This is a genomic window from Pseudomonas shirazica (genome assembly GCF_015168335.1).
In the GTDB taxonomy this organism is placed as follows: domain Bacteria; phylum Pseudomonadota; class Gammaproteobacteria; order Pseudomonadales; family Pseudomonadaceae; genus Aquipseudomonas; species Aquipseudomonas asiatica.
Genome location: NZ_CP063456.1, coordinates 1,442,367 through 1,457,110 on the forward strand (window position 1 = coordinate 1,442,367; position 14,744 = coordinate 1,457,110).

Below are 14,744 nucleotides of genomic sequence, written 5' to 3' on the forward strand. Positions count from 1 at the left end.
CTCAACGAACTTGATTGATCAGGGACGCGCCCTCGACAACCACGCGGTCGCCGTCCGCCAGGCCCGAAGTGACAGCGATGGATGCACCATCCAAAGGAGTGATGTTCACGACACGCGGCTCGAAGCGCTCGGCCTGGTCTTTGACCCAGACGATGTTCTGGTTGGCAGGGTTCTTCATCAGCGCACCGGAAGGCACGCGGTAGCCAGGTACCGTCGTCGCCTCTTGCACGAAGACCACCACCGGCATACCGACCGCCAAGCGCGAGAGGCTTTCGCTGGTGCCCTTGAACAGCATGGGCAGGGCCTGCTCGCGCAGGCTGCTGGCGGCACCGACGAAGCTCAGCGGCACCTTCTGACCGCCTACTGCGAGTGCAGCACCGGCCAGGTTCTGTGCCATTGCCGGATCGTAGGCAAGCGCCTCGATGCGCAGTTGGGTCGGATCGACCACCTCAAACACCAGTTCGCGCGCATCCACGACCTGCCCGGCAACTGCGGGGCTGGATGCGATGACGCCGCTGACTGGGGCCTTCAGTACGTCCCTGCCGGCGAGGCCCCCGCTCAAGGCGCGGGCGCGTTCGGTCAGGCTGTTCACTTCGCTTTCGGCTGCTTCGATCTCCTTGCGGGGCACGGTCTCCGACAGCTCGCGCAGCCGGGCCAAGCGCTTCTGCGCGAGCGCTTGGCCCGCACGCAGCTCGGCAACCTGGGCCATCTGGCCTGAGCGCTCCAGCACACCGCTGGCCGGTTCGATGTAAGCCAGCACCTGGCCCTTGCGCACGGATTGGCCGATCTGCGGCAGACCATCCGGCCCGGGCACCAGCCGGCCCATTACCATTGCCTGGACCTTGCCGCCTGTCGTCGGGTCCATGATTACTTTGCCAGCCAGTTCATGGCTGCGGGCCAAGGGCTCCTGCTTGATCAGCTGGGTGCGTACACCGATCTGACGTTGCGACGGTTTCGGAAGAAACACGCTGCCATCAGGCTGGCGCTGGGGGCCATTGGAAGACGCAGCCGGCGCTTCGTCGCCGTGGTCATGGCCGTCGTGAGCGAACGCGGGAGCAGCCAGAGCCAATGCAGCCGCCATGGCCGTCGTCATTAGGAAACGGAAGTTGCGCTTCATGCTGCACCTCGCAGTGCACCGTTGGTGCGTGTACGTCTGCGCAGCGCCCACGCTAGGACACCGACGCCGAGGACTGCGGCACCGCCACCTAGTACGACCACACGGCCGGATGCGACGGCATGCTCGTGTTCGGCGTCTTCGCTATGAACATCGAGAACGCCCGTCAACAGGTCCGATTGGCCCTGCGCAGTAATAGTGGCCATGATTGAGGTCTCGCCATCGGATAGCGGCTCAGTCAGATCGGCCTCGAACTCTCCAACCCCGTGTGAGCTGACCTTTACCTGTTGACCACCCAGCTCGAGGGTCAGCTCGCCATCGGTCACCGGCCGGTTGTCGGCAGCATGGTCGAGGTAGAGTGTGAGACGCTGGCCGTTCAGCACACCCACCAGTTCGAAGTCATCGGAAACTGCGGCAAAGCGCGGAAGCGCGGCCGCTGCGGGGGCAGGAGCGGCTTCGCCATGGTCATGGCCGTCGCCGGCCCACGTTGCGCTACTGCCAAGCAGGAGGCTGGACAAGGCAGCTGCACGCCAGAAAGAGGATTGCGACATTTCTAAGGTTCCAGGATGGTTGAGCGCGCGCCGATCAGCGCGTGCCGGAGATGTCAGTGAAAGTCTCGGTCGGCTGCGGCAGCGTGCCTTGTGCCTGCAACAGGGACGAGATGGCCGCGGCATGCTCCACCTTGGCGAGCAGCGCCGCGCGCTCGGCCTCGGTGGCCTCCTGCTCGATGCGAAGGCGTGTCGGCATGTCCGTCTCGCCCATCGCGAACGACTTTTGGTAGAAGGTGCGCGTTTGTTGGGCTAGTCGCTGGCGCTCCGAAGCGGCCTGCATCTGGGTGCTGGTTGCCAGTTCGCGCGATTGGGCAGTTCGAATTTCCGAGAGTAGCCGGGTGCGCTGGGCCGCGAGTGCCGACTCAGCCTCCAGTGCCTGCGCATTGGCGCTGGACAATTGCTCGGTATGACGGCTACCCGTACCGAAGGGAATGCGCACACCCACCGTGATCGTCTGGTTGTAGCGTTCGCCGTAGCCGCCCCGATCCCGCGTGGTCGCCAGGGTCAGTTCGGGGTTGGCGTACTTCTGATGGGACACCAGTTCCGCAGAGCGGCGGGCCGCCAGCGCCTTGTGCTGCAGTTCCAGCAGCGCAGGGTGGTTACCCAACAACGCGCCGGACGGCTGTGCCGATGCCGGTTGAACTCGGACACCTGACTGCTCCGGCTGCGCGGAATCGGCCTGCGACGGGATACTCTCGATGCCGGTCAGTGCCAACAACGCCTCGCGCTGCGTGATTTCTTCGGCCTGAGCAATGGCCAGGGCACTACGAGCCGACGCCAAGGCGCCATCGGCCTGGTTTCTGTCGGCTTGCGCCAGGTCGCCCGCGCGAACTCGGCGAGCCACATCTTGCGCCAACTCGTCCGCGCTGCGGGTGCGATCCTGCGCCGCCACCAATTCGGCCTGGGCACGCTGCCATGCCCACCATGCCTGGCGAACCTGTCCGGCCGTGCGTAGCTTGGCGGCCAGCATCCGGCTGGATAGCGCGAGGCTTTCCGCGTCCGCCCAGCGTGCCGACGAGGCGCGCTCACCAGGCATCCAAAGGGGAATAGCCACCCCGACTTCATATTCGCGCTGTCCGTTGCGGTTGTTGAACCGATCAGTTTTGGTGGAGGCTTCCAGCGCCATCGGACCTGCCACCCAACTGCCGGCCGTCTCTTGGCGTGCTTGGGCGGCCTGCTGCCAGGCGCCTTCTCCAGCGGCTTCTGGCTGCCGCTGCCAAGCTGACTCCCACAATTGGGCGACCATGTGGCTGTCTGGTCTGGATGGGACGTGAGGGGCGGCTACTGGCTGGGCTAGCACGGTGCCGGCCCAAAGCGTGGATACCGCCCATATCCATCCCTTGCGTATGTCTTTGCGAAGCATTCAATTCTCCATCGGTGTTGCATCAGTACTTACCCCCGGCTGGGTGTTCTCTTTCCGAGCAAGTGCTTGTCGTTGAAAAGCCACTGTTCACTGGCTTAGATATGAACAATTGTATATCTATTCATATGAATGGGAAAGAAAACCTTACATCCTTTGAGCACCAATCGCCTTAGAGAGGGCGTCGGGCGCAAGACATCGAGAGGCGAGGTGGGGCTAATCCACTGCGCAAACAGCTATGCAGACTCCTTGAGCATATCCCCCGGGGGGGGATATGATTGCTGCATGAAAGAGATGCACAAGCACACCAGCCACCCAGATCTCGTGAAACGGCTCAAGCGCGCCGAGGGTCATCTGCGACACGTCATCGGGATGATCGAAGGAGAAGAAACCTGCCTGGACATCGCTCGCCAGCTCGCTGCGGTGGAGAGCGCCGTCACAGCGGCCAAGCGCGTCCTGATCCATGACCACATCGACCACTGCCTATCTCATGATGAGGACTCCGTTCTAGCCGAAATGAAGGCGCTAACCAGACTGCTCTGAGGTCTCTCGATGCTCTCCGTCCTAAAGAACCGCACCTACCGCCACCTGTTCACCGCGCAGGTGATCGCACTCGTCGGCACAGGCCTGATGACGGTAGCGCTCGGCCTACTTGCCTACGAGCTGGCCGGGGCCGATGCAGGTGCGGTGCTCGGGTCGGCGCTGGCTATCAAGATGCTGGCCTATGTGGGAGTCGCTCCAGTCGCACAGGCCTTCGCCGACCAGTTCCCGCGACGGTCATTGCTCGTAGCGCTGGACCTGGTACGAGCGGTTGTCGCGATCTGTTTGCCCTTTGTCACCGAGGTCTGGCAGATCTATCTGCTGATCTTTGTCCTGCAAGCGGCATCCGCCGGCTTCACGCCGACTTTCCAAGCCACTATCCCGGACATCCTTCCCGATGAAGAGGACTACACGAAGGCGCTGTCGCTGTCCCGGCTGGCCTATGACCTGGAAAGCCTGATTTCCCCGATGCTGGCTGCTGCGCTGCTGACCGTCATCAGCTTTCACAACCTGTTCGCGGGAACAGTGCTCGGTTTCCTCGTTTCAGCCGCGCTCGTGGTCAGCGTGCGGTTGCCCACAACTATTCCCGGACCGCGCCGCGGCATTTGGGATCGCACGACCCGCGGCACACGCATCTATCTCGCTACGCCACGCCTGCGGGGCCTGCTGGCGATCAGCTTGGCCGTCTCGGCGGCGGGCGCCATGGTGATCGTGAACACGGTGGTTCTCGTGAAGGCGCGCTTTGGCCTAGGCGAGGTCGAAGTGGCGTCGGCACTGGCGGCATTCGGAGGCGGTTCGATGGTGGCAGCCTTCGTTCTGCCATCCTTACTGGAAAAGGTGGCCGACCGAACCGCGATGCTCACCGGCGCTACCGTACTGGTCGTGGGCACGGGGATCGGCGCACTGCTGCCGAGCTATGCATTGTTGCTGCCGCTGTGGTTGATCATCGGCTTTGGCTACAGCGTGGCGCAAACGCCATCCGGCCGTCTTCTGCGCCGCTCGGCCCATGCCGAGGACCGTCCTGCGATCTTCGCGGCACACTTCGCGCTGTCGCACGCCTGTTGGCTCATCTGCTACCCACTTGCCGGCCGCTTCGGCGCGGTCATGGGCTTGCCATCGACCTTCATTGTCATGTCCCTGGTCGGCTTGGCCGGCGTGGCGCTGACGCTCTGGCTGTGGCCGGCCAGCGACCCTTCTGACGTGGCGCATGACCACCCCAGCTTGCCGCCGGATCACCCTCATTTACGCACACACGCAGACCAAGGCAGGCACCATCACCAGCTGATTCTGGATGACCTGCACCGTATCTGGCCGAAAGGATAGGCACATTTTCTCGTTGCGGCATCACAACGCATGGCTTCGGAGGCTGAGAAGGGTGAGCGAAAATATATCACATGAACACATATTCATGTGTTATATTTCGCCATAGTCAAACACTCAACCAGCAGAGGCGCCCATGTCCCAATCCAATGCACATGACCATGGTCACGACCATGATCACGACCACACCCCCACAGTGACGAGCGCCAACGAGCGCAAGGTTCTGGTTTCCTTCTTCCTGATCTTCGGCTTCATGCTCGTGGAAGCTGTCGGCGGCGTGCTGTCGGGCTCGCTAGCCCTACTTGCCGATGCTGGCCACATGCTGACCGACGCCGTGGCACTTGCCCTGGCTTACGCTGCCTTCCGATTCGGTCGCCGCGCAGCCGACAGCAAACGCACATTCGGTTACCTGCGCTTCGAGGTCATCGCCGGCTTCCTGAACGCCGTGACCCTGTTCGCGATCGTCGCATGGATCGCCTACGAGGCGTGGGAGCGGCTGCAGGCGCCGCCCGTCATCCTCGCCGGCCCGATGATGATCGTCGCCGTGCTCGGCTTACTGATCAACGTCCTCGTGCTGTGGATCATGACCCGCGGCGAAACCGATCACGTCAATGTGAAAGGTGCCATCCTCCACGTGATGGGTGACCTGCTCGGCTCTGTCGGCGCCATCGTTGCAGCGATCGTCATCTACTTCACCGGCTGGACTCCGATCGACCCCATCCTGTCGGTTCTAGTAGCGGCGTTGATTCTGCGCAGCGCCTGGAAGCTCCTGGCCAAGTCGATCCATATCCTGTTGGAGGGTGCGCCAGAGGACGCTTCGCCGGAAAAGGTGGAACAAGGCCTGATGAGCACTGTGCCCGGCCTGGCGGCTGTCAGCCATGTTCACGTGTGGCAACTCACTTCCGGTCGCACGATGGCCACGCTACACGTTCGACCCAACGTGGACGAGGAGGCGCGAGCTGTGGTCAAGCGCGTCGAGGCGGTGCTGCGAGAGCAGTTCAGCATCGAACACGCCACAGTCGGAATCGACTGGAACTCGGAGGCTGACGAGAACATCTGCAGCCTGCAACCCACGACAGGCCGTCAGGACCACAGCGGCCACGACCACAGTGAGCACAATCATGACCATGACCACTCCGCTCCCGGTCACAAGCATTGAGGCCGTGCTAGACGGTTCGCAGTTCACTTGAGGGTTTGAATCCATGACATCCCGCAAAACCACCAGCGCCGCTATTGTGCAATGTTCGACCTCTAACCACGGCACGACCACTGATGTCCTCGCACTATCGCAAAGTGACGTCGCTGTTCTGGCAGAGACCTTCCGCCTGCTGGGCGACCAATCGCGATTGAAAATCCTGTTGCAGTGCATGCGCGGATCGGTCGCAGTGGGCGACATTGCTGGCTCGCTAGACCTGTCGCAGTCCTTGGTCAGCCATCACCTGCGCCTGTTGCGCGGCGCGCGCCTCGTGCGCGGCGAGCGCCAAGCCAAGCACATCTTCTACGGCATTGCCGACCAGCACGTCAGCCAGGTACTCCAGGACATGGCGGTTCACATTTCGGAGGACAGACACGACGATTGACTGAACATGTGAGTGCGCGCCGGCCTACGCCTTCAAGGGGTAGGCTTTTTTTGGCTATTAATCTAGAGAGACACCGGCGCGCCTTGCTGAATGCCTAGAAGACCCCAAGCAAAAAGCACTCTAAAAATAAACACTTGAACATATCTTCATGTGTGTTATTATTTGTCTACGGGGTATCCGAAAGGCGTAAGGACCACGCCATTATTTTTAACGTCAAGGAGTATTGACCATGTCCAAGAAAATTCGCTTTGCTGTTCTGCTTTCCGCACTTTTTGCTGCTGGAGTAAACGCTCAACCGTTCGCCGCAGATATGACACGGCAACAGGTCCAGGAGGATCTGGCTGCTTGGAGGCAATCTGGGTTGGAAGCGTTGTCTCGCGGCGAAAGCGGCCCGGATACGTTCAGCCCTCAATACCAGGCTGCCTTTCAGCGCTACTTGCAATTGACCCAAGGTGATATGTATCAGGCGCCCTCAGCAGGAAAGACTCGTGCTGAAGTGATGGCTGATTTGGAACTGTGGAAAATCTCCGGCATGCACGCGTTCACCTCGCGCGGAATCACCACCGCTTCGCACACCCAAGCCTACCAACAAGCCTACGAGAGCTATCTCCAGCTCAAGCTGGTTGCGGCTTACAAGGCTCCGGTGGCATTGACTCGTGCTCAAGTAAAGAGTGATTTGGCAGATTGGCAGGTTGCGGGAATGGCTGGATTCTGGGCTGGTGAGCAGACGCCTGATACCTATAGTGATGCCTACCGCACCGCATTTGAAACCTACCAGATGCTGCGCAACAAAAAATGACTTAATGGCAGCTGCATAAAGCAGCGGTCGGATGGTTCAGCCAGAAAGAGATTCTTTCTTTTTTTTGAATAAACATACAAACAAGTGTTCATTTGTTTGCATAACATTCCGATCGCTGATTTGTGCGTCCTGCCACGGCGATTACTCAGAGAACCAGGAGATTGATATGTCTTTGGAAACATTGGACGGCACAGGAGCGCAGGACGAACAACTGGGCTTTCGGGTCGAAGGTATGGATTGCGCCAGTTGCGTCGGCAAGATTGAAACAGCGCTTGGTCGAATTGATGGCGTATCAAATGTACAGGTTAATTTTACAAATGAGACGCTGACGTTGACGCGCAGCACAAGTAGCCGAAATACTGCACGCGACATTGCCAAGAAAATCCGGTCCCTGGGCTTCGACGTGCAGGCACTGCCCGCGTCCGAAATGTCCGCAGCACCTGCACCGTGCCATGCGGCCCACGCGCATGACCACGCCGGCTGCGGCGGCCACCATGACCATGGGCATGCCCACGACCACGGGCACGATCATTCGCACGGCAAAGCGTGCGGTGATGACCATGGGCATGGCCATGCTCACGGCCATGCCCATGCCCATGACCACGGTCACGATCACGGGGCCTGCAGCGGGCATGACCATGCGCCGGCCTCTGCCTCCCGTGGAGCACCCAGCACGCCCCCCAACGTGTCCATGCGCGTCGAGGGCATGGACTGCGCCAGTTGCGTCGGCAAGATCGAAACGGCGCTCGCTCGCATGGATGGCGTGTCCGATGCCCGCATAAACTTCACCGCAGAAACGCTGGAATTGACGCTCGCGTCTGGCGGCCCCACGCAGCTCGGCCACATCGAGAAGACCATCAAGAGCCTGGGCTTCGGCGTCTCCGACGTGCGCCGCCATGATGGCTCAGCACCCGCGGCCCCAGCAGCAGCATCGACGGCGCGCCATCAGCGCTGGTGGCAGACGAAGAAAGGCAAGCACGTGCTGGGCCTGGGCGGCCTGATGGGCTCGGCCTACGCGATCGCGCAGTTCGTTCCTGGCTACGCTGAATGGATCTTCGCCGCTGCGGTGATCGCGGGCGTGCTGCCGTTCGCTCGCAAAGCCTTCGCGCTGGCTGTGTCAGGCTCGCCGTTCTCTATCGAAACGCTGATGGTCGTCGCCTCGCTGGGCGCGCTCGTGATAGGCGAGGCCGAGGAAGCTGCTGCCGTGGTGTTCCTGTTCGCGATCGGCGAGCTGCTGGAAAGCGTGGCCGCCGGCCGCGCGCGCGCCGGCATCAAGGCGCTGGCCTCCCTGGTGCCTAAGACGGCGGTACTGCTCGATGCCGCGGGCGGGCAGCGCGAAGTGCCCGCCGCTTCCCTGCGCGTGAGCGACCGCGTGCTGGTGCGCCCTGGTGACCGGGTGCCTGCGGACGGCAAGATCCTCCGCGGTGAAAGCAGCCTGGACGAGTCGCCTATCACCGGCGAGTCCGTACCGCGTCAAAAGGCTATCGGTGCCGACGTGTTCGCCGGCTCCATCAACGTCGATGGCGTGCTCGAAGTACAAGTCGAGAAGACGGCATCGGACAACACCATTTCTCGCATCATCCAACTGGTGGAGCAGGCGCAGTCCTCCAAGGCGCCCACGGCTCGCTTCATCGAAAAGTTCAGCCGCTACTACACCCCTGCCGTCATGGCCATCGCGGCGTTGATCGTGGTGGTTCCGCCACTTGCCATGGGTGGCGACTGGGGTACCTGGCTGTACCGCGGCCTCGCACTGCTGTTGATTGCCTGCCCATGTGCGCTGGTGCTCTCCACACCGGCGGCCATCGCCTCGGGCCTTGCGGTGGCCACGCGACGGGGCCTGCTGATCAAGGGTGGCAACGCGTTGGAAACCATCGGCCGCGTGCGCGCCATTGCCTTCGACAAGACTGGCACGCTGACCGAGGGCAAGCCGCGCATCACCGAGGTCCTGCCCTTCGGGCTGTTCAAGCATCAACAGGTCCTTGCGCTTGCCGCCGCTGTCGAGTCCGGCTCAAACCATCCCTTGGCGAAGGCCATTGTCGCCCATGCCAAGAGCCTGGACGTGGCGATTCCCCAGGCCACGGGCGCATCGGCCATTGCCGGCAAGGCGGTGCGCGCCACCGTGAACGGCAGTGCGCTCGCTGTCGGATCGCCCGCCCATGCGGAACAGACGGCCACGCTGACAGCCGCGCACCGCAGGGAAATCGACAAGCTGGAGGATGGCGGCAAGACCGTGGTGGTCCTGTTCGACGAAGCCAGCAAGAACGTTCTGGGCCTGCTGGCCCTGCGCGACGAGCCCCGCCGCGACGCGCGCGAAGGCGTGGCCCAGCTCAACGCCATGGGCGTGCGCTCGGTCATGCTGACCGGCGACAACCGCCGCACCGCGCAGGCGATCGCCGGCAAGCTGGGCATCGAGTGGGAGGCCGAGCTGCTGCCGCAGGACAAGCTGCGCTTGGTCAACGAGATGAAGCGTGATGCCAAGGTGGCGATGGTCGGCGACGGCATCAACGACGCGCCGGCCCTGGCGACCGCCGACGTGGGTATCGCCATGGGCGGCGGCACGGACGTGGCGCTGGAAACCGCCGATGCCGCGCTGCTCAAGAGCCGCGTCACGGACGTGGCCCACCTGGTGGCCCTGTCGCGGGCGACGATGGCCAACATTCACCAAAACGTCGTATTCGCCATTGGCCTCAAGGGCTTGTTCCTGGTCACCACCGTGTTGGGTATCACCGGCTTGTGGGTTGCCGTGCTGGCCGACACCGGCGCCACGGCCCTGGTCACGCTGAACGCACTGCGCCTGCTGCGCTTCAAGGGCGCGCCGGAGGCCAACCACGGCGACGACGCCGGGCGTCCCACCACCTTGTCCGTGCCGTCTGCCCGCTGAGGCAACAAGAGGGCTTGACCTTGCCGTCGTTGTAACGCCTAGCCTCCACACAAATGTCTGCAGAGCGCTTCGGAAGGGCCGGAGTCCTGCATCCAAGAAAGGGTCACTTCCATGCGTAAAAAAATCAGAATCATTGTGGTGGCAGGCGTCATCGCAGCCGTCGGGGGGATAGCGATCGCTGCCCGCGACGCCAAGGACGAGGGCAAGGCCGCGGCGCCCCCGGCGGGCGCGCCGATGGCGCCGCAGGTGCCCGTGGCCGAGGTCATTACCCGCACGGTCGCGCCATCGGCCGAGTACACCGGCTTCCTGGCCGCGCCCAAGACCGTCGAGCTGCGCTCGCGGGTCGGCGGCGCCGTCGATGCGGTGAGCGTTCCCGAAGGTAGCCTCGTGCGCAAGGGCCAACTGCTGTTCCAGATCGACCCGAGGCCGTTCCAGGTTGCGCTCGACACGGCCGTGGCGCAACTGCGTCAGGCCGAGGTGCTGGCCAGCCAGGCCCAGGCCGACTTTGACCGCGCCGAGCGCCTGGTGGCGACCGGCGCCGTCGCGCGCAAGACCTATGACGATGCCGCCTCCGCACGCAACGCGCGCCAGGCTCAGGTGCAGGCGGCTAAGGCCGCCGTTGCTGCGGCTCAGCTGGACCTGTCCTACGCCCGCGTCACTGCGCCCATCGCCGGGCGCGTCGACCGCGTGCTCGTGACCGAGGGCAACTTGGTCAGCGGTGGCGGCGCCGGCGCGGCCACGCTGCTGACCACGATCGTATCCATCGACCCGTTGCACGTGTACTTCGACATTGATGAGGCCACCTATCTCAACGTCGTCAGCCGCTCGCGGCCCGCTGCGGGCGCCGGTAGCAAGGCTTCGCTGCCCGTGCAGGTCGGGCTGACCACGGACAAGGGTTTCCCGCACAGGGGCGCGCTCGACTTCGTGGGCAACACCATTGACCGAAGCACCGGCACGATCCGCGCGCGCGCCGTTGTGCCCAACCCGGATGGGCGCATGGCACCCGGCATGTTCGCCCGGGCCAAGCTGTCCACCGGCGCGGCGCGCGAGGCCGTCCTGATCGACGATCAGGCCGTGGGCACCGACCAAGGGCGCAACTACGTGCTGGTCGTGGGCGAGAACAACCAGGCCCAGTACCGGCCCATCGAACTGGGGCCGGTGGTGGACGGGCTGCGCGTCATCAACGGCGGCCTGCAGGCCGGTGAGAAGATCATCATCAAGGGCCTCGTGCGCCCCGGCATGGCGGTCACGCCGCGCATGGTGCCCATGCAGGCGCCCGCGGCACCGGCCGCCGGCGCGACCGGCGCGACCAAGGCTGCGGCAAACGCTCCGGCTCCCGCTGCGGCGCCTGCCAAGGCCGGTGGCGCGGACCCCGCCAAGGCTGACGGCGCGGCCGGCTCGGCGGAGGCCCGCAAATGAATTTCCCCCGCTTCTTCATCAACCGGCCGATCTTCGCCATCGTCCTGTCGGTGCTGATGCTGATCGCGGGCGCGATCAGCTATTTCCAGCTCCCCCTGAGCGAGTACCCCCAGGTCACGCCGCCGACGGTGCAGGTCACCGCCAGCTATCCCGGCGCCAACCCGCAGGTGATCGCCGACACCGTGGCATCGCCGCTGGAGCAGGCGGTCAACGGCGTGGAAGGCATGATGTACATGCAGTCCCAGATGTCCACGGACGGGCGGATGGTGCTGACCATCTCGTTCGAGCAGCACATCGACCCCGACGTCGCGCAGATCCAGGTGCAGAACCGCGTCTCACGCGCGCTGCCCCGGTTGCCGCCCGAGGTCCAGCGCATCGGCGTGGTCACCGACAAGACCGCGCCCGATATTCTCATGGTGGTGCATATGCTCTCGCCGGGGGACCGCTACGACCCGCTGTACGTGTCCAACTACGCGATGCTCAACGTGCGCGACGAACTGGCGCGCCTGCCGGGCATCGCCAACGTGATCATCGGCGGTGAAGGCGAGTACGCAATGCGCGTCTGGCTCGACCCCGAGAAGGTCGCATCGCGGGGCATGACCGCCAGCGATGTGGTCGCCGCCATCCGCGAGCAGAACGTGCAGGTCGCAGCCGGCTCGATCGGCCAGCAGCCGAATGCGTCGGCCGCCTTCCAGGTCAGCGTCAATGCGCTGGGGCGCCTGACCACCGAAGAGCAGTTCGGCGACATCGTGATCAAGGCCGGCGCCAACGGCCAGGTGACCCGCCTGCGCGACGTCGCACGCCTGGAACTGGGCTCGGACAACTACACCATGCGCGGCCAGCTCGACGGCGAGAACGCGGTCGGCCTGCAAATCCTGATGACGCCCGGCTCCAATGCCCTGGACACGTCCAGCGCGGTGCGCGCGACGATGGAGCGGCTGCAGGCCAAGTTCCCCGAAGGCATCGAGTACAAGATCGCCTACGACCCCACAGTCTTCGTGCGCGCCTCGCTCCAGTCCGTCGCCGTCACGCTGCTGGAGGCCATCCTCCTGGTGGTGATCGTGGTGGTGCTGTTCCTGCAATCTTGGCGCGCGTCGATCATTCCACTGATCGCCGTGCCGGTCTCGCTGGTCGGCACGTTCGCGGTGATGCACATGTTCGGCTTCTCGCTGAACACGCTGTCGCTGTTTGGCCTCGTGCTCTCCATCGGCATCGTGGTGGATGACGCCATCGTGGTGGTGGAGAACGTGGAGCGCCACATGGCGCTGGGCGAATCGCCCAAGGATGCGGCGCGCAAGGCGATGGATGAAGTGACTGGCCCGATCCTGGCCATCACCTCGGTGCTGGCAGCGGTCTTCATCCCCTCGGCGTTCCTGTCGGGGCTGCAGGGCGAGTTCTATCGCCAGTTCGCGCTGACCATCGCGTTCTCGACCATCCTGTCGGCGATCAACTCGCTTACGCTGTCGCCAGCGCTGGCCGCCATCCTGCTCAAGCCGCACCACGGCGCGGCCAAGCCCGATCGTCTCACGCGCATCATCGACGGCGTGTTCGGCGGCTTCTTCCGCCGCTTCAACCGCTTCTTCGATCGCGCCTCGAATTCCTACGTCGGGGGCGTGCGCCGCGCGGTGCGCGGCAGCGCCATCGTGCTGCTGCTCTACGTCGGCTTCCTGGGCCTGACCTGGCTGGGCTTCCACAAGGTGCCTGCGGGCTTCGTGCCGGCCCAGGACAAGTACTATCTCGTGGGCATCGCCCAGCTTCCGACCGGCGCCTCGCTGGATCGCACCGAGGCGGTCGTCAAGGAGATGACCAAGATCGCACTGGCTGAGCCGGGCGTCGAGAGCGTGGTGGCCTTCCCGGGCCTGTCGGTCAATGGACCGGTGAACCAGCCGAACACCGCGCTGATGTTCGCCATGCTCAAGCCCTTCGATGAGCGCAAGGACCCGTCGCTGTCGGCCTTCGCCATCCAGGGCAAGCTCATGGGCAAGTTCAGCCAGATCCCGGACGGCTTCGTTGGCATCTTCCCGCCGCCGCCGGTGCCGGGCCTGGGTTCGATGGGCGGCTTCAAGCTGCAGATCGAGGACCGGGCGGGCCTGGGTCCCGAGGCGCTTGCGCAGGCACAGGGCCAGATCATGGGCAAGGCCATGCAGGCGCCCGAGCTGGCGAACATGCTCGCCAGCTTCCAGACCAATGCGCCGCAGTTGCAGGTGGACATCGACCGGGTGAAGGCCAAGTCGCAGGGCGTATCGCTGACCGAGGTGTTCGACACCCTGCAGGTCAACCTTGGCTCGCTCTACGTCAACGACTTCAACCGCTTCGGTCGCACCTACCGGGTCATGGCCCAGGCCGATGCGCAGTTCCGCATGCAGGCTGAGGACATAGGCATGCTCAAGGTGCGCAATGCAGCGGGCGACATGATCCCGCTGAGCGCGATCGCGACCATCGAGCGCAGTTCCGGCCCCGACCGGGTGATGCATTACAACGGCTTTCCCTCGGCCGACATCAGCGGCGGGCCAGCGCCGGGCTACTCGTCCGGCCAGGCCACCGCCGCGATTGAGAAGATCGTGAGCGAATCGCTGCCGGACGGTATGACCTACGAATGGACGGACCTGACTTTCCAGGAAAAACGGGTTGGCAACACGGCGATCTACATCTTCGCGCTGGCGGTGCTGCTCGCCTTCCTGTTCCTGGCGGCCCAGTACAACAGTTGGTCGCTGCCGTTCGCTGTGCTGCTGATTGCACCCATGGCGCTGCTCTCGGCGATCGCCGGCGTCTGGCTCTCTGGGGGCGACAACAACATCTTCACGCAGATCGGTTTCGTGGTGCTGGTCGGCCTGGCTGCCAAGAACGCGATCCTGATCGTGGAGTTCGCCCGCGCGAAGGAAAGCGAAGGGGCCGATCCGCTGGCAGCCGTGCTCGAAGCCGCGCGCTTGCGGCTGCGCCCGATCTTGATGACGTCGTTCGCCTTCATCGCTGGCGTGGTGCCGCTGGTGCTGGCCAGCGGTGCGGGCGCCGAGATGCGCCACGCCATGGGCATCGCGGTGTTCGCCGGCATGCTGGGCGTGACGGTATTCGGCCTGGTGCTGACGCCGGTGTTCTACGTTGTGGTGCGCAAGCTGGCGCTGCGCCGCGAAGCGCGCCATGCCCGTGGCGGCATGACCGACCAGCACGCATGACGGCCAG

The 14,744-nt window shown here is 64.0% G+C and carries 11 protein-coding genes; 8 read left to right on the forward strand and 3 right to left on the reverse strand.

Annotated features, from left to right (window positions below; genetic code table 11):
* Position 1: 1 nt before the first annotated feature.
* From IMX18_RS06555 to IMX18_RS06565, 3 genes are read right to left on the reverse strand one after another with little or no spacing between them, the layout of a single operon-like run.
* The gene (locus IMX18_RS06555) at positions 2–1,117 is read right to left on the reverse strand and encodes an efflux RND transporter periplasmic adaptor subunit (protein ID WP_003821159.1); all 1,116 of its coding nucleotides are present in this window, start codon (positions 1,115–1,117) and stop codon (positions 2–4) included.
* Complete coding sequence (locus IMX18_RS06560) at positions 1,114–1,665, reverse strand: hypothetical protein (RefSeq protein ID WP_015912829.1); 552 nt, start codon at positions 1,663–1,665, stop codon at positions 1,114–1,116. Before IMX18_RS06560 ends, IMX18_RS06555 begins: the two co-directional genes overlap by 4 nt.
* 34 nt (positions 1,666–1,699) lie before the next feature.
* The gene (locus tag IMX18_RS06565) at positions 1,700–2,911 is read right to left on the reverse strand and encodes a TolC family protein (protein WP_223656232.1); all 1,212 of its coding nucleotides are present in this window, start codon (positions 2,909–2,911) and stop codon (positions 1,700–1,702) included.
* A gap of 399 nt (positions 2,912–3,310) precedes the next feature.
* Here IMX18_RS06565 and IMX18_RS06570 point away from each other — a divergent pair, with 399 nt between their 5' ends.
* From IMX18_RS06570 to IMX18_RS06605, 8 genes are all read left to right on the forward strand, one after another.
* Positions 3,311–3,568: a metal-sensing transcriptional repressor gene (locus tag IMX18_RS06570; protein ID WP_003821156.1), complete on the forward strand. Its 258-nt coding sequence runs from the start codon at positions 3,311–3,313 to the stop codon at positions 3,566–3,568.
* A 9-nt stretch (positions 3,569–3,577) separates the two neighbouring features.
* Complete coding sequence (locus IMX18_RS06575; protein ID WP_003821155.1) at positions 3,578–4,888, forward strand: MFS transporter; 1,311 nt, start codon at positions 3,578–3,580, stop codon at positions 4,886–4,888.
* Between the two features lie 133 nt (positions 4,889–5,021).
* Positions 5,022–6,044 (forward strand): cation diffusion facilitator family transporter, encoded by a 1,023-nt coding sequence (locus IMX18_RS06580; protein ID WP_003821153.1) that lies wholly within the window; start codon positions 5,022–5,024, stop codon positions 6,042–6,044.
* Between the two features lie 43 nt (positions 6,045–6,087).
* The gene (locus tag IMX18_RS06585; protein ID WP_003821152.1) at positions 6,088–6,465 is read left to right on the forward strand and encodes an ArsR/SmtB family transcription factor; all 378 of its coding nucleotides are present in this window, start codon (positions 6,088–6,090) and stop codon (positions 6,463–6,465) included.
* Between the two features lie 229 nt (positions 6,466–6,694).
* The gene (locus tag IMX18_RS06590; protein ID WP_034018378.1) at positions 6,695–7,264 is read left to right on the forward strand and encodes a DUF4148 domain-containing protein; all 570 of its coding nucleotides are present in this window, start codon (positions 6,695–6,697) and stop codon (positions 7,262–7,264) included.
* 166 nt (positions 7,265–7,430) lie between these two features.
* Positions 7,431–10,145 (forward strand): heavy metal translocating P-type ATPase, encoded by a 2,715-nt coding sequence (locus IMX18_RS06595; RefSeq protein ID WP_012614060.1) that lies wholly within the window; start codon positions 7,431–7,433, stop codon positions 10,143–10,145.
* A 111-nt stretch (positions 10,146–10,256) separates the two neighbouring features.
* Positions 10,257–11,564, forward strand: a complete 1,308-nt coding sequence (locus IMX18_RS06600; protein WP_003821145.1) for an efflux RND transporter periplasmic adaptor subunit — start codon at positions 10,257–10,259, stop codon at positions 11,562–11,564.
* A complete protein-coding gene (locus IMX18_RS06605; protein WP_012614062.1) occupies positions 11,561–14,737 on the forward strand; it encodes an efflux RND transporter permease subunit in 3,177 nt (1,058 codons plus the stop codon). Before IMX18_RS06600 ends, IMX18_RS06605 begins: the two co-directional genes overlap by 4 nt.
* Positions 14,738–14,744 lie beyond the last annotated feature (7 nt).